Below are 20,319 nucleotides of genomic sequence, written 5' to 3'. Positions count from 1 at the left end.
TTTTTTATACCATTTTAATTTGGTCATTTTTTTGTCATGAGCTTTGACTAGTGTAGGGGGTGTCACTAGGAGCGTTCATTATGCTGGAAAAATTTAATCAATATCGCCAAACCTGGACTTTACCTTTAAATCGTCATAAAGCAATAAATCAGACGCAATTTCGTTTTGAATGGGTTGATAATTTAAAAGAATTACAAGATGTACAACGGTTTCGTGCACAACAATTTAGTCAACAATTCGGAATCAAGTTTGAAGATAACCTAGACCAAGATATTTATGATTTTGGTTGTGAACATGCAGTCTTGCGTGAAAAATGGACTGGAGAAATTGTAGCTTATACTCGTTTAAAACTATTTCAAGGCCATGAAATAGCACAGAGTTACAGCGCACATGAGTTTGATATTGTTCCTCAATTATCCCATCTTCCAAATGTGTTAGAAATAGGCCGTACTTGTGTACATCCTCGCTTTCGTAATGGTAAAGCGTTATCTATGTTGTGGTTAAACCTTGCACCCAAAGTGCTATGGTCAATGCGTGCTAAATATTTAATGGGCTGTGTCAGTATTCATTTGCAAGATAATTTGGCTAGAGCGTACTACACGCATCGTCAGATTCAGCAGTTACCTGAAAGTAAAACGATTGATATCCGTTCGAAAAAAATCTATGAACCTGAATATCCTGAGTTTAGCTTCCCACAAGATGAACGTATGCCAAAGCTATTCCAAATGTATCTGAGCATGCAATCAAAACTATCGAAACAGGCTTTTTTTGATGAAGAGTTTAACTGTTTGGATTATTTTGTATTTCTTGAGGTGAATAAAGTCGCGACCTCGTTTGTCATGAATAAAATGGTGCAGCGTTAATCATATTTCCTATTTTGTAATAGCCAGCACATATTGAGATTTGCAAGCACTTTTACTCTCATGCACAATAGAGCGATGGGGTAATTAGAAGTAGTTTAAAAAGCGATATGTGCCAGCTATTAGGAATGAATTGTGCAACACCAACGGATATTACTTTTTCCTTCCGTGGTTTTTCACAGCGTGCAGGAATTACCTCAGATCATAGTGATGGATTTGGTATTGCATTTTTCGAAGATAAGGCGTGCCGTTTATTCGTTGATAACCAATCGGCAGTTGAGTCTCCAATTGCTGATCTCGTTCGTAATTATCCTATTAAATCACGTAACGTGATCGCACATATCCGCAAAGCTACTCAAGGTAAAATCACTTTAGAAAACTCTCATCCCTTTATTCGAGAGTTGTGGGGACGACACTGGATTTTTGCCCATAATGGCGATTTACATGACTTTAATCCGCCGTTAAGTGGACGTTTCACACCAGTAGGTAATACCGATAGCGAGCGTGCATTTTGTTATTTGCTCGATCAACTCGTTGAAGCTTTTGGTTATGAAGAACCAAGTCTTGAACAAATCTTTGAAGTATTAGAAAAGATTTCTCCGCAAATTGCGGAATACGGCACATTTAATTATTGTCTATCTAATGGCAAAGCATTATTTAGTTATGCCATTACTAAATTACATTGGCTCGTTCGTGAATATCCATTTAATCATGCTCATTTAATTGACTTAGATGTCGAAGTCGATTTTAGCCAGGTAACCACTCCAGAAGACCGTGTGGCAGTAATAACAACTGAACCTTTAACACATAATGAAAATTGGACAGCGTACCAACCTGGTGAAATGATTTTATTTCAACATGGTAAACCAATTAAAAAGGCAATTACCTTTGTAGAAAGATTAAAGCGCGAACAGGAAAATCCTGAACTTAAACGTATTACGCGTGCAGATCAGTATTAATATAAAATACATTTAAAATATATGAATAAGGATATTTATATATTTTTATCATTTAATAATAAAATAGTTTGTTTAAAAAATACTTTATTATTTTAGTTGGTTAATTTTAATTTAATATTTAAAAAACAATAACTTGGGTTAAATGTAATTTTTATATGCTAAAGCCGACAAATTAGGTTTGTTTTTATTTATATTCTTTAAATATATCATGCAGTTTATGCAACGATCATTAATCATCATTGGGGAGATGTATGAAAATGAAATGGGCTTCAGAATATAATACGGGTATTGATGTTATTGATGAGCAACATAAACGAATACTTGATTATATTAATGAAATTGATGATGTAAAAGATGAAGAAGACAGACGTCGAATTAAAGATGTTCTAGACAATATTATCGATTATACGCAATCACATTTTACTTTCGAAGAAAGTTTGCAAGAGGAAGCTGATTATAAATATCGTGTACCTCATAAACGTGTACATGATTTATTTATTAAAAAAATAGAGCTATATCGTGAACGTTTTGAAATGGGACACACGATTGAAGCAGAATTACAAGAAATTTTGGCTAAATGGTTAATTAACCATATTCAACATGATGATGCCGATTATGTAGGAGCAGTAAAAGAAAATATGATGGGAATTATTAGAGAAAAAGAAAAGAAAAAAGGGAAAAATTGGTTTGCTCGGTTTTTCTCATAACTTGAAATAAAAATAACTCATAATTTCAGTTAGCGCGGCAAACTATCGATTCGGTAGTTTGCTTTTTTTATTGAGCAAACTTTGATTTTCAAGCATGACACGGGCAAAATATCTCTAGTCTTTTTCAAGGAATGCATAATGCAGGACATACCTATGTCACGATGGTTATCGCCCCTGATGGCGGTTTGCTTATCTTTCATCATTATGGCGACATTGGCACCCACAATGGGAATCCAGATTGATCGTCAACTCGATTTCTGGTTATTGTGGTTAGGCACAATGTTGTTATTGGCACTACCAGTTTGTTATTTGGAAATTGCTTTAGCAAAACGGTCGAAGACTACAGCCTTAAATGCTTTATCAAGTTTAACTCGTGAAGCAGATAGTTCCCCAAAATGGCGTTTGGTTGGCTGGCTTGCGGTTATTTTTATTCCATTTTTAGCTGGTAATGTATTAAGTACAGCTGGCAATTTACTGACTACACAACTTAATAATAGTGTTTCAGGGCAACTTGTTTTTGCTGGTCTTGCTGTTGTGGCCCTCATTTTATCTTTTATTCCACGTCAAATTTTAATTTTACTGATGACGGTTGGTGTAATTGCTTCTCTTGTTTTAGCTAACACGATGGGAACGACTTTACAGCCTTGGCACTGGACCAATGTTGAGTTTAAAGAATGGGGTAATGCGACTGTACTTGCACTTGTTGCAAGTGGATTGGGCTTAGGGCTTTACTGGCAAAATAGTGTAGGTGCTGTTCAGTCGCAAGAAGGTGCAACGAAAACTGTACTTCCAATTTGGTTAGCTCAGCTCATTGCTGTGATTGCCTTTGGTTTCTTTTCTTTACAAGCACAGCTTCCTGTTTTTACTTGGATCTTTACCGCAGTAATGACAACAGCGTTATTTGTGCAATTGGCTAGAGAGCAGCTTGCTCAGCGTCAGCTTATGCCTATTTTACAGTGGGTGATTATTGTTGTAACGATTGCTGTTTGGGCTGTGCCTGAGCTTCATAACATCTTTACACTGATTTTGATGCTTTGGGGATTACTCATTTGCTTGATCTATGCCATTTTTGCTGGCTGGGTTATGAAAATTAGCCATTTACGTAAATCTATGAATTTTAGCAATGAGTTGTTTTATAACTTATGGCGCATTGCGGTACGTATTGTATTGCCGCTTTCAATTGTCATTGCCATGATTGCGGTGATTGGACAAATTATCTGATGGAAAAAGCTCAGCAAGTGTGGGTTGCTTATGCAGCCCCAGAGCAACAGTTTTTAGTTGCTATTCCATTTGAAGCTGGTATGACTGCATTACAAGCAGTTGAGGCGAGTGGCTTGCAGACACAGGTCAGTTTGCCTGAGCCATTACAACTTGGCATCTTTGGTGCAAAAGTTGAAGCACATGCGATTTTGCAAGCTGGTGATCGAGTTGAGGTTTATCGACCTTTAACGATTAACCCTAAAGATATACGTCGTAAACGCGCCGAGAAAAACCCTGTGGGGCGATATATTAAAAGTAATCGCTTTAAGCAATAAGCCCCATAAACAAAACCCCTCAAAGTATTTCACTTGAGGGGTTTATTTTTATTAGAAAAAACGATTATAGTGGTGGTGCAGTTAAAATCGCTTCTTTAGAAGCAGGTAAACCTGGTTGCGATTCTGGAATAGTTTCTAAACCTTCAATTTTAGTTACTGTGCCAGTGCCATCAAAGTAAATTTTTAAATGCTGACCGTGTGCTGCGGGGATTTTTGCTTTTTTAGCATAAGTTCCCGGGATATAGTTGTAAATGTAGTCCCAACGTAGAGGATTGAGGGGATCAGTCACAGTTGGACTACCAAGCAAAAAACGCACTTGCTGGAAATTCATGCCGACTTGTACTTGAGAGGCTTGAGCTTTGGTCAATGGAGTCCCTTGAGGAATATCAACCTTATATACACCAAAGATTGAACAACCAGCAAGGAGTGAAGTGACTAATAACGTCAGCACGAGTTTTTGCATTTTGCTACACTATCCCAATAAATTATGATGCATTTGATCAAAGGATAGATCATACTTCATCTAAATTCTATTGCCTATTCCAACTTGAGATTTGTTGAGAGACCTTTTTTCATGCCTATTTCCAATCAAGATTTGCGCAAAGCTGGACTTAAAGTTACCCTTCCTCGAATTAAGATTTTGGAATTATTAGAAAATTCAAAACAACATCATCTTAGCGCTGAAGATATTTACAAGACTTTGTTAGAACAAGGGGAAGATGTCGGTCTTGCGACAGTTTACCGTGTGTTAACACAATTTGAAGCTGCAGGTATCATTCAGCGCCACCATTTCGAAAATAATCATTCTGTTTTCGAAATTATGCAAGAAGATCACCACGATCATTTGGTTTGCCATAATTGCAACAAAGTTATTGAATTTACTAATGATGTTATCGAGAAAGAACAGCATGCTGTAGCTGAGCAACATGGGTTTACCTTAACGGGTCACTCATTAAACCTCTACGGTTACTGTAACGAACCTGAATGTCAGGAAGTACTGCGCAAGAAATAATCGTTTTCACACAAAGAAAACAAATAAAAAAGGAAGGTTACGTTTAACCTTCCTTTTTTTATGAAGAAATTACTGTCTGTCGAAGGTTAAATGCTGATTTGTGCCTGCAATTTGATCAGGACCTTCTTCGGCAAGCTTAATTGTTAAACGTAAATCGTTTGGTGAGTCGGCATGTTTTAATGCATCTTTGTAGGTAATTTGGCCTGACTTATAAAGATCAAACAGTGCTTGGTCAAAAGTTTGCATACCGAGTTCACGTGAGCGTTTCATTAAATCTTTAATTTCATGAATTTCGCCTTTACGAATATAGTCTGAAATTAGTGGTGAGTTAATGAGAATCTCAATCGCTGCACGGCGAGAATTACCATCTGGAGTCGGAATAAGTTGTTGTGCAATCATGGCCTTTAAGTTAAGAGATAAGTCCATGTAGAGCTGGCTGTGGCGATCACTTTCAAAGAAGTGAATAATACGATCAAGTGCTTGGTTGGCGTTGTTCGCATGCATCGTGGCTAAGACCAAGTGACCCGTTTCGGCAAAACCAATCGCATAGTCCATGACTTCACGCGTACGGATCTCACCAATCAAGATTACATCGGGTGCTTGTCGCAAAGTATTCTTTAAAGCTACTTCAAATGAATCAGTATCGATCCCGACTTCACGTTGGGTAATGATGCAGCCAGCATGTTCATGAATAAACTCGATAGGGTCTTCAATGGTAATGATATGACCTTTAGAGTTATGGTTACGATAGCTAATCATTGAAGCCAATGATGTCGATTTACCTGTACCTGTTGCACCTACAAAAATAATGATGCCGCGTTTGGTCATCGATAAATCTTTAAGCACAGGTGGTAACTGCAAGTCATCAATTGAAGGAATTTTAGTTTCAATTCGACGTAGTACCATGCCGGGCATGTCACGCTGTTGAAAAGCACTCACACGAAAGCGGGCAGTTTTATCACGGTTCATAATGGCAAAGTTACATTCACGAGTCTCAGCAAATTCTTTGCGCTGTTTTTCACTCATGATGGAGTGTAATAGTTGCCCGATAATTTCGCCTGAAAGACTATTTTTTGAAATGGGAACAATTTGCCCGTTAATCTTCATCGATGGTGCAACGCCATCTGTAATAAAGAGGTCGGATGATTTTTTTTCAACCATGAGGTTGAGCAGGTCATTAAAATCCATATTTATTCTCTAATTATTTTTATAGGAATGATTCAGGCTGTTTAGCAGCAGTACGTGCGGTTTGTGGGCTGATCACACCGCGAGACACCAAATTTTTTAAGCTTTGGTCGAGGGTGGTCATGCCATGATTTGCACCAGTCTGAATAGCTGAATACATTTGCGCGACTTTGTTTTCACGAATTAAGTTACGAATGGCAGGAATACCAATCATGATTTCATGAGCTGCCACACGACCGCCGCCATTCTTTTTAAGCAGGGTTTGTGAAATAACAGCCTGCAATGATTCAGAGAGCATGGCACGAACCATATCTTTTTCTTCGGCTGGGAATACGTCAATTACACGGTCAATGGTTTTCGCAGCAGAAGTGGTATGAAGTGTACCAAATACCAAATGTCCTGTTTCGGCAGCAGTAAGTGCTAAACGAATAGTTTCGAGGTCACGCATCTCACCGACTAAAATAATATCAGGGTCTTCACGCAGTGCTGAACGTAGTGCCTCATTAAAGCCGTGTGTATCACGATGCACTTCACGTTGGTTAATCAGACATTTCTTAGACTGATGTACAAATTCGATAGGGTCTTCAACCGTTAAAATATGGTCATAACGGTTTTCGTTAATATAGTCCATCATCGCTGCAAGTGTGGTCGATTTACCAGAACCTGTTGGACCCGTAACTAATACAATGCCGCGTGGATAGTCACAAATATCTTTAAAGATTTGACCTAAGCCTAAATCTTCCATGGTGAGTACTTTGGACGGAATTGTACGAAACACTGCACCTGCACCACGGTTTTGATTAAATGCGTTAACACGGAAACGCGCAACATTAGGTACTTCAAAAGAAAAGTCGGTTTCGAGTTTTTCTTCGTAGTCACGACGCTGTTTATCATTCATGATGTCGTAGACCAGACGATGAACATCTTTATGATCTAGGGCAGGTAAGTTAATGCGACGGACTTCACCATCCACGCGAATCATTGGCGGCATGCCAGCAGATAGGTGTAAATCGGACGCGCCATTTTTCACAGAGAAGGCGAGTAGCTCTGTAATATCCATAATTTCCCCAAGTAAATCAAAATATGTCATTATTTTGTAGAATAATATACGGCTTTCACCGAGGCTTACCAACACCTCGCTTTAGGTGAGAAGCAAAAAAGTTTTTTGAAAATGAGAACCTTGTCAATGAATTACCTGCAAGATGCGCGGCAGCACGTATTACAGCAAATCCAAACTGCTTGTGAACATGTTCAACGTGCGCCTGAAACCGTGCAACTTTTAGCCGTATCGAAAACACATCCAAGTGAAAGTTTGCGTGAAATGTATGCAGCAGGGCAAAGAGCATTTGGCGAAAACTATTTGCAAGAAGCTTTAGAAAAAATCGAAGCTTTACACGATTTAGACATTGAATGGCATTTTATTGGTCATGTTCAACGTAACAAGACGAAGCATTTGGCCGAGAAATTTGATTGGGTACATGGTGTAGATCGATTAATTATTGCCGAGCGCCTATCTAATCAACGGGGTGATGATCAATCAGCCCTTAATATCTGTTTGCAAGTAAATATTGATGGGCAAGACAGTAAAGATGGTTGTGCACCAGATGAAGTTGCCGAGCTGGTTGCTCAAATCAGTCAGTTACCTAAAATCAAGTTACGCGGTTTAATGGTCATTCCAGCACCTGACAATACTGCCGCTTTTGCAGATGCTAAAGCCTTGTTTGATGCTGTGAAAGACCAACATACGCACCCAGAAGATTGGGATACTTTAAGTATGGGAATGTCGAGTGATTTAGATGCAGCAATTGCTGCTGGTTCAACCATGGTTCGTGTGGGAACAGCTTTATTTGGAGCTAGAGACTATTCGCAAAAAGGCTGATGTAAGCTTTATCTTACAGAAATTGCGGCCTTTTACGGCTATGGCAGACAATGCTTTTTTCGTACTATGAACTCATCAGGAAACAGGATGTTTCTAAGAATAACAATAAACAGTGATGAATGGATGCATACAGGTACGACAGGAGTTATACCAACGCAGAATCTAAAAAAGCCCCGACAGGATGTCGGGGCTTTTTAGTTTTAACCTACTACTTCTATGGTACTTGCACCTGCACCGAGTGGTTTTACCTGAATTTGTACAGGAATACGCTCATGCATTTCTTGAATGTGTGAGATGAGAATGACTTGGCGTCCCTGATTTTGCAATTGGTCTAAAGCATTCATCACCATGTGCAAAGATGAGGCGTCTAAAGTACCAAAGCCTTCATCAATAAACAGCGATTCAATTTTCATTGAGCCCGAGGCCATATTGGCAATCGCTAAAGACAAGGCAAGGGCAGTTAAGAACGACTCACCGCCAGATAAAGATGCAACAGAGCGAGTTTCGCCGTCCATATCGTGGTCAATAATGGCAAGGCTTAAAGACTGATCTAGGCGTTTTAGCGTATAACGTTGCGACAGCATCGCCAATTGCTGGTTGGCATGCTCTACTAAAATATCTAGGTGATATTGCTGAGCATAGTCGCGGAACTCTTTACCTTTAGCATCACCAATCAAGCCTGAAATTTTGCTCCAGCGATGTTCTTCTTGCTGAATATTTTGAATTTGCTCGGCGTATTGTTGCTGCTTAGCTAGATTTTGCTGATGCACTTCAAGTTTAAGTTTAAGTCGATCACGTACTTCAAGTTGTGCTTTAAGCTCTGCAATATTGTCTTGAATAAGGCTAACAAGCTTTTCATATTCAATATCTGGCTGAGTTTGTAAGTGCTCGCTTAATTGCTCTTGCATGGTCTTAAGAGCAGAAGAAGCTTCACTTAATAAACGCTCGGCATGATTAAGACGATTACGAATGTCTTGCTCTTGGGCGGAATTGATTTGCATGAGCGCCGTAAGATCAGATGCCTGAAAATCAGCATGGGCTTTTAACCAGTTTTGAATTTGCCCATCAATTTGCTGCTGGTGCCCCGCAGTGTGTTGATGTTGATGCTTGAGCTGATCGAGTGATTGTTTTTGTTGTTCAAAGTGCTGTCTGGTTTGTTCGAAACGCTGTTTAGCTTCGTGATAAGCGGTTTGTTGTTGCTGACGTTTAGCGTCATGCTCAATTAACCATTCATGTGGTTTAAGATCCGAGCGGCCTGTCATTTGCTGAATGAGCGACACCGCTTTTTCATTATTTTGTTGGCCTTTAAGCGTAATCTCTTGGAGATTTTGATCGATCTCATCAATTTGCTTGGCCATTTGTTCAAAGTTAGCAGTCAACATTTTAAGTTCTTGTTGCTGCTGTTCAAAACGATGTGAAAGCTGTTCTTGTTGCTCAAGCTGCTTAGCGCGTGCATCAAGAATAGTCCAAGTCTGCTTAGCCGTTTGGCTACTCGACTGCTGCCATGCGTGCTGTTCGGCTTCAGATAAACACTCAACAATATGTTGAACTTGTTGTTGCCATTGCTGTGCCGTATTGAGCAAGCTTTCATTGCGCTGAATAGATTGCACCAGTTGATTGTGATGTTTAATCGCTTGGGTTAAACGCAAGTTTTCTGAGTCAAATGAATTTATGGCAGTTTGCGCAGCTTGTCTGAGTTCGTTCAGCGTTAGCAAGATCTGCTCAGGAGCTTGATTAAGCTCAATGTGTAACTGATTGAGGTTAAACGCTTGCTCAAGTTCTTGTTGCAAGCTTGATTGTTTTGTTTGAAGTTGAGCTAGATATTTCTGAACTTGCTCAAGCTCGGCAAGACACTGGGTGAGGGCATGCTGTTGGGTTTGCCATGCATTAAAATTAGTTTGCTCGAGTGCAACAGCTTGCTGCTCTTGTTGTTGCTGCAAATCGAACAAGGCCTTGGAGACTGCACTGTCATCAACACGATAGGGATGATGTGTACTTCCGCACACTAGACAAGCTTCGCCTTCTTTAAGATTGGCACGTAACTGCTCAATATTTTCAGTGTGTAGTAAACGCTGCTGTTGCAGGATGTGCTGTAACTTTTCACGTTCAGTTTTTGCTGTTTGGTAGTCTTGTTCAGCTAACTGACAAACGGTTTTAAGCTGCTGCTCTTGGGCTGAGGTCTGCGTTTGTTTTTCGGTGAATTGTTGAAGCTCAGCATATAGCTCATGATAAATTTTTATTTTTTGCTGAATCAGATCTAACTGTGTGACTTGAGCAATTTTCTGATCTTTATCTTTACGCTGCTGTTCAAGTTTTAACTCAATTTGTTCAACTGTGCCGAGTGAAGCTGTGAGTTGTTCAACTTCACTTTTAGCTTCCGATAGCTTTTGGCGAGCAAGGGTAGGATTGCCGAGCTGTTGTTCAATCGTTTGGTAATTTTGAATAAATTGCCCGAGCTGATGCAGATGCGCTGAAAGGCCTTTGTCCAATACAGCGTATTGCTGAGTATGGATAAGCTGCTGTTGTAGATGAACTTGGTCTTGTTGAAGCTGTGCAATATGCTGCTGCACCGTATTTTGCTGCTGGTGCAGTGGACTGAGTTTTTGCTCAAGTACGTTTCTTTTTTCTTTGCACTTTTTATATTCATCGGCAATAAAAGCACGTTCTTGAATGGACTGTCGAACTTGATTTAAAGCTTGTTGATGCTGTTGCTCAAAATCGAGTGTCTGTTTGAGCTCTTGTTCTGCGAGTTGATACTGTTTTTGTCCCGTTTCAAAAATTTGCACCAACTCATTAAACTTGGTTTGAGCTTGCTGAATTTGCGGCTCAAGTTGTTGTAGGGTTTGTAAATTTTGAGATTGCTGAAAAACTTGTGGGCGTATTTCAGAGAAAACTTCGAGTCGTTTTAATTGCTCACGCTCACCAGCCAATTGTTGATGATGATTTTGCTGGGTTTGAAACTGTTGTTGTTTAGCTTGAACTTCTTGTTCAAGTTTTGCTTTACGCTCAAACCATTGTTGTTGTTTGTCTAAGATATTTTTTTGTTGTTCTAACTGTTGATGATTTTGTTCGGCTTGCTGGTATTGTTCGGTAAATGCAGCAATATCTTCATCAGACAAAATTTCGATATGTCCTAAAAACTCTTCAAGCTGTTTACGCTGCTTTGCAATATCGGCTGTTTTACGAAAAGCCAATTCACCGATTTTGGCGAAAATGCTGGAGTTGGTCAGGTACTCAAGTAACTCACCGCGTTCGCTGTCTCGTGCTTTTAAAAACGCGGTCACTTCTGACTGAGCAAGTAGTACAGCACGAGTAAACTGTTCAAAAGAAAGCTGGGTAATTTGTTTAACTTTTTCATCAACCGCTTTGGCTTTGTCTGCAAGTACCACACCATCGGTCAGGCATTTTAAGTGGCGTTGTACGCTTTGTAATTTACCATTTGGGTTTTCACGTGCCCGTTTAATTTCCCAGCGTGCCAAATAGCGTTTTTGATCTTGTGCGATAAAGCACAGTTCAGCGAAACCATGTCCTGTACCACGGCGTAAGACAGTTAAAGGTGAGTTAGTGAGTAACTCAGAACCATCAACATCTTTTAATTTACCATCACTGTCTTTCAAGCGAGGCACCCGATTAAACAAAGCCAGACACATGGCGTCTAAAATAGTCGATTTACCCGCACCAGTTTTTCCCACAATCGCAATGAGACCTGCATGGGCGAGAGGTGCGCTTTCAAAATCAATAAAGTGTTCATCAGAAAGAGATGCCAGATTTTTTATTCGAATGGATAAAATTTTCATGACATATCCTTAAGGTGTTGCATCATTTTCAAGATGTTTTTGTGCTTCTTGTACTAGGCTTAGAAAATCTTTTAAGACCGCATCATCTGCGTTGTAACCTTGTTTTTCCCAGATATTTTGAAAGAGTTTTTCTGGTGTTGGTGGTTCAAGTGCGATTTGCTGAGTAGTATTTGAATCGGTCGCGTCTTTATTTACATATTGACGTGAAATACGTACTAAACGATAGCGGTCAGGTGGTAGGGCCGCTTCAAACTGCTGACGTAGATTAGGCTGTGGCGGCGTTAAACTATAATATTCAATATCGACATATTCACGGTGGTCAATATTCTCAATCACGCCGTGTGGTAAAGCTTTGAGTTGTTGTAGTACCTCATTTAACTCACCACGAATACGGTGTAATTGGATGCAACGTGGAATTTCTACAGCTTCAAATTGCAAACGGCTGTCTGTATCTTGAGTCGGATCAACTTTGACCTCAACCACTTGGTGCTTATAGTTAATTTCACTAAAAGAAAGCGGAATGGGTGAACCGCTATAACGAATGTGCGGCTGGCCTACTTTTTGTGGTTTATGTAAGTGCCCTAAAGCGACATAGTCGACAGCATCTTCAAATAAAGTCGTTGAAAGTGCCTCTTCATTACCAATAATAATTGGACGTTCAGAGTCAGATGTTTCTCCACCTTGCATGTGGGCATGCGACATTAAAATAAGGGCTTGGTCTGGTGTTTTACGACGTTTTGCTTCGGCAATCAGTTGCTGGTGCAAATAGGCAATCGCATTTTTGCTGTTGGTGGTATGTTCATTAAAGCCCGTAATTTCGGCCGAACGTAAAAAAGGTAGGGCAAGGCACCACGCCACAATATCCTGATTTTGATTATAAATAGGTAAAAGTAGTCGATCGAGATCTAGAGTTTTATCTTCATTCCAGCGAACCACGCCCACGGTTTTTGCATTGTATTTTTCTAAGAGTGGTTCGACCTGTTCAATACGGTAGCCTGAGTCGTGGTTACCCGCAATCATGAGCGTTTGCATGTGCGGTGCAATACGATGTGCATCTGCTAAAAATTGGTAGAGTTGCTTTTGTGCTTGTGAACCTGGGTTAATGACATCAAAAATATCGCCAGCAATGAGTAGGGCATGCGGTTGTTTTTCTTGAATTTGAGTGAGTAACCAGCTTAAAAATTGTTGGTGTTCGTAGTGGCGTGAATGATTATAAAAAAACTGTCCCAAATGCCAGTCAGAAGTATGTAGAAAATGTACGGACATAGAAACAGACATCAAGCCAAAATAAACACAGATACGTTAGCATAAATTGGCAGGAGATTTTATCAAGACATTTTAAAGTGCTCGTTATTTAAGCCCATAGTAAAACTTGAATTAAATTTTTCACTTTAAACGCTGCTTTGTTACTATCAGGGCAAACCATGAACTTTGAGAACAAAATGACCATTCACGAATACGAAGTAAAAATACAGTGGGAAGGCAATACAGGCACAGGCACTTCATCTTATCGTTCATATAAAAGAGACTTTAGTATTCAACATCCGCAAAAGACTACCATTCAAGGTTCATCAGACCCTGCCTATTTGGGTGATGTGACCAGATGGAACCCTGAAGATTTATTGGTCGCGTCAGCTTCAGCTTGTCATAAGCTTTGGTATTTGCACCTATGTGCAGTCAACCATATTCATGTGCTGAGTTATGTCGACCATGCACTTGGCTTTATGGAAGATGCAGATCCAGTTAAACGTGGTCACTTTACCCAAATTATTTTAAGGCCAGAGGTTGTGTTAGAAAAAGGTGCTGACCAAGCGCTTGCAGCAAAACTGCATGAAGAAGCACATCACGAATGTATGATTGCCAATTCGATGAATTTCCCAATTACATGTGAAGCAAGTTTTAGCTTTGCCGAATAAATAATATGAAATAGCCACCAATAAAAAGGCGGTGGCTATACATTAAAAATAAATAAAATCTTTAAGCTGCGTTTTCATCGACTTGAAAAATACCAAAAACGTTGTGGTCTAAATCGACAAAGTAACCATGCCAAGCGCGGCCCGGAATAGCGAATTTATCCATCGCAACAATGCCACCTTGCGCTAAAATTTTTGCAGCCACTTCATCGAAGTTTTCGACCTGAACCGAGCAGGTAAATGCATTGGTGCCATATTCCATTGGCGGTGTTTGAGCGGGGCGTTTTAATAGTCCACCCATAATTGAAGATGTCTCTATGCGATAATATTCAATCGGTAAGGTTTCATCGAGTTTAAATTGCCAACCAAACACAGCTTGATAAAACTGCGCATCGCGGGCAGGGTTTGAAGACTGGATTTCAAAATAGGCAATAGTGTTCATATTATTTAAATCATATTTTTATGGTGCAAAAAGTATACGCATAGCCTTTATCGCCACGAAAGCACTATTGTGTATGGTGAGCGTAAAATAAATGAAAGTGCTAGAAAATAAAAACCGACGATTCGAGTGATGAGAGAATCGTCGGTCAAAAACTTCATCAAGGGTTTCGGCTGCTAACAAAACCTAATCCGAAGGAAGGAAAGAGTCGTAATGAAAGGTCACCGAAACAATTTTGCGGATGCCGTGCAAAGGAAGTATTCGGTTGCTGCGACCTTGTTACCCTATATAACGTCAAGAGATCAGGATTGGTTGACAGAAAAATGAAAAAAAATCGAAAAAAATTTATAATTATTTTTTGAACCCATAAATTAGGCAAAAATATGACCAAATTACGTTCTTACTTTCTCTGGTTTTTTGGTTTATGCATCGTGCTCACCTTAATTGTAGGTGTGGTTGCAGCACTATTACCAGCGAGTGTAGGCGGTATTTTAACAGCCGTTCCATATTTAGGCGCAATGATTTTTGTCTTATTTAAATTCTTAAAGAAAGAACGCCGTGCCCCGACTGTACCAGAAAAAAAGAAATTTACTTTAGGTTTTACCTTGATTTTTTGGGGCTACAACTTATGTGGTGTTTTATTTGGCCTGTTTTTATTTGCTAGAAAAGACCCTGAAATTTTGCAAAACTTTATGCTTTACCTCAAACAACCTCAGTTCTTAAGCATTATGGTGATTATGCTTTTAATGTTAGCTATTCCACTTTATTTAATTACCTATTGGTTTTATGGCAAACAAGCACAGCGAATGGCTGACAAAATGTTTAATGTGCAATAGATCACTACGAAAACTCATACGATTAAATATAAATGAGTCTTATACAATTAAATAAAACTTGAATCCTCAGCTTAGGAGGAAATATGAATAAGAATGTATTAATTACAGGTGCAAGTGGTTTTATCGGAACGCATTTAATTAAGTTCTTGCTACAAAAAAATTATAGCGTGATTGCTGTGACACGGCAGGTTGGAAAGGCATCTGATCATCCTGCCTTGCAATGGGTGCAAAAGTTTGAAGATATTTCGACACATCAAATTGATTATGTGGTGAATTTGGCGGGTGCAAATATTGGCGAGAAACGCTGGACCGAGTCACGTAAAAAACAGCTCATTGAAAGCCGTGTAAATACGACCCGAAAATTGTATGCGTGGCTCAAGCAGACTGAAATTTTTCCGGAAGTAATTGTCTCTGGCTCTGCAATTGGTTATTACGGAATAGATGATCAAGAAAAGTGGACAGAAGTGTGCACAGAACAAAGCCCGCCACAGCCTATTTTTATGTCCGAGCTTTGCCAGGAGTGGGAGCGAGCAGCGTTAGTAGATTCTCAGCAAAATACCAAAATTATTCGTTTAGGTGTAGTGTTTGGGCAGGGCGGTGGTATCTTGCCTAAAATGTTGCTTCCTATTCGACTCAATTTAGTGGGGCAAATTGGTCACGGTCGTCAGCCTGTGGTTTGGGTACATATTGAAGACGTATTAAACGCAATTGAGTTTATATTTCAACATCCTCAATCAGCTCAAATTCATAATGTGGTGGCGCCAGAAAATGTGACCCAAAAGGTATTTGTTGAACAAGCTGCTGCAGTACTCGATAAGAAACCACTGTTGTCAGCACCGAGCACGGTTTTCCGTTGTTTGTTAGGGGAACAGTCGCAATTGATTTTGAATGGGCAATACGTTAAACCCGCAGCCTTACAAACTGAAGGATTTGAGTTTACTTATCCGCAATTAAAAATGGCTTTAGAAAATATACTCGCCTCAGGCTAAGATTTTATTTTGCAAACGCTCTGGCGAATATGCTTTGGCATCAACTAATGTCGGTTGACCCAGCATAAGCTGACGGAGCAATTGTGCAGAGCCTACGCCCATACATAACCCATTTCTAAAATGACCAAAGTTTGCCCAGAGGTTGTCCATTTCAGGCATTTTGCCAATGTACGGAACGCCATTTGGTGAACTTGGTCTGAGTCCTGCCCAGCGATGTACAATCGGGAAATTGGCCAGTTCAGGCACCATTTCTAAACACGCTTCTAAAATATTGTGTTGGGTGGTTTCGTCAGTCGAAGTGTCAAAACCACGATGTGCCATGCTTGACCCACACACAATATGACCGTCCATACGAGGAATCAGATACATCACTCGATTCATGCACATGGTCGGTAGCCAGTGAGCAGGGGTTTTAAATAACAGCATTTGACCTTGAACAGGTTCGACTGGAATTTCGAGTTGTAATTGTGAGTTCCAGTAATGGCTCCAAGCTCCCGAAGTTATTACAAAATGGTCTGCTGTATGTTTACGTCCATCTTCGGTTTGGAGCGCCTGTATAACATCGCCATGTTGAATTAGTTTTTTGACAGCAGAGTGCTCAAAAAACTCAACATTTGGATGTTGTTTTAAATAGCTAATGAGGGACTGTAATACGCGCGGGTTGCGGATATTCGACAGTTCAGGGAAATAAATGGCTTCTTGAAACTGATCGGAAATATGTGGGTTGACTTGTTCTAGCGCATCTCGCTGTAAATATTCACAGCGCTGCATGGGTTCTTGATGCTGCTCGGCGTAGGAAAGTCCAACATCAAAATCTTCTTCATCAAAAATTAGCATGCCTGTGTCATGTATTTCAAAATCAATCCCTGTAACAGGGTAGAGCTTTTGATTCCATGCTTGATAAGAGGCTTTGCCAAATTGAGCGAGTTGGTTCACTGCATGCACATAGCGCCACGGGTACATCGGAGAGAGAATACCTCCACCAGCCCAAGAGGCTGCTTGTCCCGCTTGTTGTTGATCAAAAATGCTGACTTTACAGCCTTGTTCAACCAACTCCAGCGCAGACATTAATCCACTTATGCCCGCGCCAATGATTGCAATATGCATGCAGTGTTATCCTTTCTCTGCGAACTTAGTTCATTTCCTTGAGTTTTTCAGCAGCGGTTTCTGCAAAGTAAGTCCAGATTCCGTCTGCACCAGCGCGGCGGCAGCACATGAGTGATTCTAAAATTACTGAGTCTGATAACCAGCCATTTTGAATTGCACCCGCTAACATTGCATATTCGCCACTCACTTGATAAATGAATGTAGGAACACCAAAGGTATCTTTCACTTCACGTACCACATCCAGATAAGGCATGCCCGGTTTTACAATCACCATGTCGGCGCCTTCTTGAATATCAAGCGCGATTTCATGTAATGCTTCGGCACGGTTGGCAAAGTCCATCTGGTAGTTATATTTATTACCACCTTTTAGGTTGGATGCAGAGCCAACAGCATCACGGAACGGACCATAAAAGCTAGATGCATATTTCGCAGAGTAGGCCATGATGTTGGTATAGATGTGACCATTGGCTTCTAAAGCCTGACGAATTGCACCAATACGGCCATCCATCATGTCACTTGGTGCAATCACTTCGGCACCTGCTTCTGCGTGACTTAAGGCTTGTTTAATCAAGCATTCTACAGTCTCGTCATTGAGCACATAGCCAGTTTCATCAATAATGCCGTCTTGACCATGCGTGGTGTATGGGTCGAGGGCACCATCGGTAATTAACACCATTTCTGGTAATTCTTTTTTAAGCAGACGACATGTGGTTTGTACTAAACCATCTTCACGCCATGCAGCTTCTGCGGTGAGGCTTTTATCTTCTTGCGGGGTAACTGGAAAAAGAGCCAGTTTTGATACGCCCAATTCCAGAAGTCTTTCAGCTTTTTTCAGTAACAAATCTGCCGACAAACGCTGAATGTTTGGCATACTTGGAATATCTTGGGTCTGATTTTGTCCCGGTAATACAAATACTGGATAAATCAAGTGATTGGTAGTGAGCTGTGTTTCGCTGACCATCGCACGCAACTGGTCATTTTTACGGATACGGCGCATGCGAGTGGCTGGAAATGCAGGACGATTGAACGTATAAGTCATAACAATCTCGATGTTCGGTATTACACTAGGATAGGTTGGCGGATATTCCATTACTGTCAACCGACTGCTGTATTGTAGCCCCATAATGCTGGATTTGTACAAAATTATGGGTGTTTATCATGCTTTTAAATTTAGGCAACATATGAGTGAAGAAAAGAAAAATTGGACTGGGAACATCCATTTAGGTGCAAAAACTGACCTAACTGTGGTTCTCAACCAATTATGTAAGGCGTTTAATAGCTCTCCTTTTTTTAAGCATAGTGGAATGATTATGCGTGTGGTGGACGGGCACATTGAAGGCTATATCGAGATGCAACCCAACCTGATTGGCAATTTGGCATTTCAGATTTTGCATGGTGGCGTTGCTGCAACTTTGCTCGATAGTATTGGCGGAATTGTGGCAATGGAACATCTCTATCGTCGTTCAACTCCCGAGACTTTAACTGAAACCATTAAACAAGTATCGCGTTTGGCAACAGTCGACATGCGTGTAGATTATTTAGCACCGGGGCGTGGTAAATATTTTATTGCCCGTGCCGAAGTACTACGTTTAGGTCGTAAGGGCTGCACCATGCGTATGACCATGGTCAATGATGAAGATAAAGCCATTGCTGCGGGTATTGCTTCATATGCCTATTAAGCAATGAATTGAATCATTTAAAAGCGCCAAGTGCGCTTTTTTTAGTGTTTGAAAAGCAGAAATTTTTACAAAATCTTTGAGATAAACATTAATTTAATTAGAACGAACGCATGAGTTATAAAATTTTATTCTCATATTATGAGGTTTTAGCGTTAAAATTAGCTCCTTTGACAATGCGGTATGTCTTGTTTATAGAAAAATAAAAACTCTATAACAAGGTGTAGTGCGAGATTGATGGCAAAGCCAACTCATCTTTAGGAACATACCATGACTGATGCACAAAGCAATGTACAAGAAACAGTGCCAACAACATCTGCCTCGGATGAAAACAATCAAAACAAGCGCAAAAAATTTCTTGGTTTTTTTGCGCTGATTTTATTGATCGCCGCTATTTTGTATGCAATCTGGGCATTATTTTTAAATAATTCCGTGAGTACGGATAATGCCTATGTCGGTGCAGAAACCGCACAAATTACTTCAATGGTGAGCGGACAGGTCGCTCAGGTTGTCGTAAAAGATACCCAAACTGTACATCGTGGTGACGTGCTGGTTCGTATTGATGACCGTGATGCCAAAATTGCATTGGCCCAAGCTGAGGCAGAACTTGCCAAAGCAAAACGCCAATACAAACAAACTGCGGCAAACAGTAGTTCTTTAAACTCTCAAGTTGTGGTGCGTGCTGACGAAATTAACAGTGCCAAAGCACAGGTTGCTCAAGCACAAGCAGACTATGATAAAGCTGCTTTAGAGTTAAACCGCCGTGCACAGCTTGCTGCCTCTGGTGCAGTGTCTAAAGAAGAGCTCACTAAAGCACAAAGTGCAGTTGAAACAGCCAAAGCAGGGCTAGAGCTTGCTAAAGCTGGTTTAGCGCAAGCCTCTTCGAGCCGTAAAGCTGCCGAAAGTACTTTAGCTGCAAATGAAGCGTTAATTCAGGGTGTAAGCGAAACTTCGACACCTGATGTACAAGTTGCACAAGCACATGTTGAACAAGCTCAGCTTGATTTGGAACGTACCGTGATTCGTGCGCCAGTCGATGGTGTGGTTACGCGTCGTAATATTCAAGTCGGTCAACGCGTTGCACCGGGCACCAGCATGATGATGATTGTGCCGCTTAACGATTTATATGTAGATGCGAACTTCAAAGAAAGTCAGTTGAAAAAAGTCCGTCCAGGTCAGGCGGTCACGCTAACTTCAGATTTATATGGCGATGACGTTGAATATCACGGCAAAGTGATGGGCTTCTCTGGTGGTACAGGCTCTGCCTTTGCCTTAATTCCGGCTCAAAACGCAACAGGTAACTGGATTAAAGTGGTTCAACGCTTACCAGTTCGTATTGCACTTGACCCGAAAGAACTTGCTGAACACCCACTGCGTGTTGGCTTGTCGATGGAAGCAAAAGTCGACTTATCTGCGAAGTAAACG

20 protein-coding genes are annotated in these 20,319 nt (G+C 40.4%); 12 read left to right on the top strand and 8 right to left on the bottom strand.

Going from position 1 to position 20,319, the window contains the following annotated elements; translation table 11 throughout:
* Positions 1-80 precede the first annotated feature (80 nt).
* The 5 genes from ACO6UW_RS04865 (at position 81) to ACO6UW_RS04845 (ending at position 4,061) form a co-directional block, all read left to right on the top strand.
* On the top strand, positions 81-863 hold the full coding sequence (locus ACO6UW_RS04865) for a GNAT family N-acetyltransferase (protein ID WP_002121744.1): 783 nt from the start codon (positions 81-83) through the stop codon (positions 861-863).
* Positions 864-970: 107 nt separating this feature from the next.
* Positions 971-1,819: a class II glutamine amidotransferase gene (locus ACO6UW_RS04860; protein WP_057062207.1), complete on the top strand. Its 849-nt coding sequence runs from the start codon at positions 971-973 to the stop codon at positions 1,817-1,819.
* A 251-nt stretch (positions 1,820-2,070) separates the two neighbouring features.
* Positions 2,071-2,526: a bacteriohemerythrin gene (locus ACO6UW_RS04855; protein ID WP_002121698.1), complete on the top strand. Its 456-nt coding sequence runs from the start codon at positions 2,071-2,073 to the stop codon at positions 2,524-2,526.
* A 153-nt stretch (positions 2,527-2,679) separates the two neighbouring features.
* The gene (locus ACO6UW_RS04850) at positions 2,680-3,747 is read left to right on the top strand and encodes a hypothetical protein (protein ID WP_057062218.1); all 1,068 of its coding nucleotides are present in this window, start codon (positions 2,680-2,682) and stop codon (positions 3,745-3,747) included.
* Positions 3,747-4,061, top strand: coding sequence for an RnfH family protein (locus ACO6UW_RS04845; RefSeq protein WP_014205982.1), 315 nt, complete (start codon positions 3,747-3,749; stop codon positions 4,059-4,061). Before ACO6UW_RS04850 ends, ACO6UW_RS04845 begins: the two co-directional genes overlap by 1 nt.
* 64 nt (positions 4,062-4,125) lie before the next feature.
* Here the strand turns inward: ACO6UW_RS04845 and ACO6UW_RS04840 are convergent, their stop codons facing one another.
* Positions 4,126-4,524 (bottom strand): outer membrane protein assembly factor BamE, encoded by a 399-nt coding sequence (locus tag ACO6UW_RS04840; RefSeq protein WP_002121740.1) that lies wholly within the window; start codon positions 4,522-4,524, stop codon positions 4,126-4,128.
* A 111-nt stretch (positions 4,525-4,635) separates the two neighbouring features.
* Between ACO6UW_RS04840 and fur the strand changes: the two genes are divergently transcribed.
* Positions 4,636-5,073, top strand: a complete 438-nt coding sequence (gene fur / locus ACO6UW_RS04835; RefSeq protein WP_002121758.1) for a ferric iron uptake transcriptional regulator — start codon at positions 4,636-4,638, stop codon at positions 5,071-5,073.
* A gap of 69 nt (positions 5,074-5,142) precedes the next feature.
* Here the strand turns inward: fur and ACO6UW_RS04830 are convergent, their stop codons facing one another.
* Both ACO6UW_RS04830 and ACO6UW_RS04825 read right to left on the bottom strand, forming a co-directional pair.
* Positions 5,143-6,261 (bottom strand): PilT/PilU family type 4a pilus ATPase, encoded by a 1,119-nt coding sequence (locus ACO6UW_RS04830; protein ID WP_032055148.1) that lies wholly within the window; start codon positions 6,259-6,261, stop codon positions 5,143-5,145.
* Positions 6,262-6,280: 19 nt separating this feature from the next.
* Positions 6,281-7,318 (bottom strand): type IV pilus twitching motility protein PilT, encoded by a 1,038-nt coding sequence (locus ACO6UW_RS04825; RefSeq protein WP_002121749.1) that lies wholly within the window; start codon positions 7,316-7,318, stop codon positions 6,281-6,283.
* Positions 7,319-7,444: 126 nt separating this feature from the next.
* Here ACO6UW_RS04825 and ACO6UW_RS04820 point away from each other — a divergent pair, with 126 nt between their 5' ends.
* On the top strand, positions 7,445-8,137 hold the full coding sequence (locus ACO6UW_RS04820; protein WP_057062208.1) for a YggS family pyridoxal phosphate-dependent enzyme: 693 nt from the start codon (positions 7,445-7,447) through the stop codon (positions 8,135-8,137).
* Positions 8,138-8,337: 200 nt separating this feature from the next.
* Here ACO6UW_RS04820 and ACO6UW_RS04815 read toward each other — a convergent pair whose 3' ends face one another.
* Complete coding sequence (locus ACO6UW_RS04815) at positions 8,338-11,934, bottom strand: SbcC/MukB-like Walker B domain-containing protein (protein WP_057062209.1); 3,597 nt, start codon at positions 11,932-11,934, stop codon at positions 8,338-8,340.
* 9 nt (positions 11,935-11,943) lie between these two features.
* The gene (locus tag ACO6UW_RS04810; RefSeq protein WP_057062210.1) at positions 11,944-13,212 is read right to left on the bottom strand and encodes an exonuclease SbcCD subunit D; all 1,269 of its coding nucleotides are present in this window, start codon (positions 13,210-13,212) and stop codon (positions 11,944-11,946) included.
* A 164-nt stretch (positions 13,213-13,376) separates the two neighbouring features.
* Between ACO6UW_RS04810 and ACO6UW_RS04805 the strand changes: the two genes are divergently transcribed.
* A complete protein-coding gene (locus tag ACO6UW_RS04805; RefSeq protein WP_032005778.1) occupies positions 13,377-13,850 on the top strand; it encodes an OsmC family protein in 474 nt (157 codons plus the stop codon).
* Positions 13,851-13,911: 61 nt separating this feature from the next.
* Here the strand turns inward: ACO6UW_RS04805 and ACO6UW_RS04800 are convergent, their stop codons facing one another.
* Entirely contained in the window at positions 13,912-14,289 is a 378-nt protein-coding gene (locus tag ACO6UW_RS04800; protein ID WP_032005780.1) for a VOC family protein, read from the bottom strand.
* A gap of 380 nt (positions 14,290-14,669) precedes the next feature.
* On the opposite strand from ACO6UW_RS04800, the gene ACO6UW_RS04795 reads away from it, so the two are divergent.
* Positions 14,670-15,122, top strand: a complete 453-nt coding sequence (locus tag ACO6UW_RS04795; protein ID WP_017386708.1) for an ABZJ_00895 family protein — start codon at positions 14,670-14,672, stop codon at positions 15,120-15,122.
* An 83-nt stretch (positions 15,123-15,205) separates the two neighbouring features.
* Positions 15,206-16,111 (top strand): TIGR01777 family oxidoreductase, encoded by a 906-nt coding sequence (locus ACO6UW_RS04790; protein ID WP_057062211.1) that lies wholly within the window; start codon positions 15,206-15,208, stop codon positions 16,109-16,111.
* Here the strand turns inward: ACO6UW_RS04790 and ACO6UW_RS04785 are convergent.
* Together ACO6UW_RS04785 and hemB are read right to left on the bottom strand one after the other, a co-directional pair.
* Complete coding sequence (locus tag ACO6UW_RS04785; protein WP_057062212.1) at positions 16,103-17,218, bottom strand: NAD(P)/FAD-dependent oxidoreductase; 1,116 nt, start codon at positions 17,216-17,218, stop codon at positions 16,103-16,105. The two genes, ACO6UW_RS04790 and ACO6UW_RS04785, sit on opposite strands and share 9 nt — an antisense overlap.
* Positions 17,219-17,243: 25 nt before the next feature.
* Entirely contained in the window at positions 17,244-18,257 is a 1,014-nt protein-coding gene (gene hemB / locus ACO6UW_RS04780; RefSeq protein ID WP_004748084.1) for a porphobilinogen synthase, read from the bottom strand.
* A gap of 142 nt (positions 18,258-18,399) precedes the next feature.
* Between hemB and ACO6UW_RS04775 the strand changes: the two genes are divergently transcribed.
* Both ACO6UW_RS04775 and ACO6UW_RS04770 read left to right on the top strand, forming a co-directional pair.
* Positions 18,400-18,897, top strand: coding sequence for a thioesterase family protein (locus tag ACO6UW_RS04775; protein ID WP_002121786.1), 498 nt, complete (start codon positions 18,400-18,402; stop codon positions 18,895-18,897).
* A 267-nt stretch (positions 18,898-19,164) separates the two neighbouring features.
* Positions 19,165-20,316, top strand: a complete 1,152-nt coding sequence (locus tag ACO6UW_RS04770; protein WP_002121732.1) for an EmrA/EmrK family multidrug efflux transporter periplasmic adaptor subunit — start codon at positions 19,165-19,167, stop codon at positions 20,314-20,316.
* Positions 20,317-20,319 lie beyond the last annotated feature (3 nt).

The organism is Acinetobacter sp. JADD-222, assembly GCF_049310645.1.
This window is presented reverse-complemented; position numbering and strand designations above follow the sequence as displayed.

Bases quoted from the DNA above. Each gene is read 5' to 3' on its own strand.
- ACO6UW_RS04865 (WP_002121744.1), top strand. From the start codon at position 81: ATGCTGGAAAAATTTAATCAATATCGCCAAACCTGGACTTTACCTTTA.
- ACO6UW_RS04860 (WP_057062207.1), top strand. From the start codon at position 971: ATGTGCCAGCTATTAGGAATGAATTGTGCAACACCAACGGATATTACT.
- ACO6UW_RS04855 (WP_002121698.1), top strand. From the start codon at position 2,071: ATGAAAATGAAATGGGCTTCAGAATATAATACGGGTATTGATGTTATT.
- ACO6UW_RS04850 (WP_057062218.1), top strand. From the start codon at position 2,680: ATGTCACGATGGTTATCGCCCCTGATGGCGGTTTGCTTATCTTTCATC.
- ACO6UW_RS04845 (WP_014205982.1), top strand. From the start codon at position 3,747: ATGGAAAAAGCTCAGCAAGTGTGGGTTGCTTATGCAGCCCCAGAGCAA.
- ACO6UW_RS04840 (WP_002121740.1), bottom strand. From the start codon at position 4,524: ATGCAAAAACTCGTGCTGACGTTATTAGTCACTTCACTCCTTGCTGGT.
- fur (WP_002121758.1), top strand. From the start codon at position 4,636: ATGCCTATTTCCAATCAAGATTTGCGCAAAGCTGGACTTAAAGTTACC.
- ACO6UW_RS04830 (WP_032055148.1), bottom strand. From the start codon at position 6,261: ATGGATTTTAATGACCTGCTCAACCTCATGGTTGAAAAAAAATCATCC.
- ACO6UW_RS04825 (WP_002121749.1), bottom strand. From the start codon at position 7,318: ATGGATATTACAGAGCTACTCGCCTTCTCTGTGAAAAATGGCGCGTCC.
- ACO6UW_RS04820 (WP_057062208.1), top strand. From the start codon at position 7,445: ATGAATTACCTGCAAGATGCGCGGCAGCACGTATTACAGCAAATCCAA.
- ACO6UW_RS04815 (WP_057062209.1), bottom strand. From the start codon at position 11,934: ATGAAAATTTTATCCATTCGAATAAAAAATCTGGCATCTCTTTCTGAT.
- ACO6UW_RS04810 (WP_057062210.1), bottom strand. From the start codon at position 13,212: ATGTCTGTTTCTATGTCCGTACATTTTCTACATACTTCTGACTGGCAT.
- ACO6UW_RS04805 (WP_032005778.1), top strand. From the start codon at position 13,377: ATGACCATTCACGAATACGAAGTAAAAATACAGTGGGAAGGCAATACA.
- ACO6UW_RS04800 (WP_032005780.1), bottom strand. From the start codon at position 14,289: ATGAACACTATTGCCTATTTTGAAATCCAGTCTTCAAACCCTGCCCGC.
- ACO6UW_RS04795 (WP_017386708.1), top strand. From the start codon at position 14,670: ATGACCAAATTACGTTCTTACTTTCTCTGGTTTTTTGGTTTATGCATC.
- ACO6UW_RS04790 (WP_057062211.1), top strand. From the start codon at position 15,206: ATGAATAAGAATGTATTAATTACAGGTGCAAGTGGTTTTATCGGAACG.
- ACO6UW_RS04785 (WP_057062212.1), bottom strand. From the start codon at position 17,218: ATGCATATTGCAATCATTGGCGCGGGCATAAGTGGATTAATGTCTGCG.
- hemB (WP_004748084.1), bottom strand. From the start codon at position 18,257: ATGACTTATACGTTCAATCGTCCTGCATTTCCAGCCACTCGCATGCGC.
- ACO6UW_RS04775 (WP_002121786.1), top strand. From the start codon at position 18,400: ATGAGTGAAGAAAAGAAAAATTGGACTGGGAACATCCATTTAGGTGCA.
- ACO6UW_RS04770 (WP_002121732.1), top strand. From the start codon at position 19,165: ATGACTGATGCACAAAGCAATGTACAAGAAACAGTGCCAACAACATCT.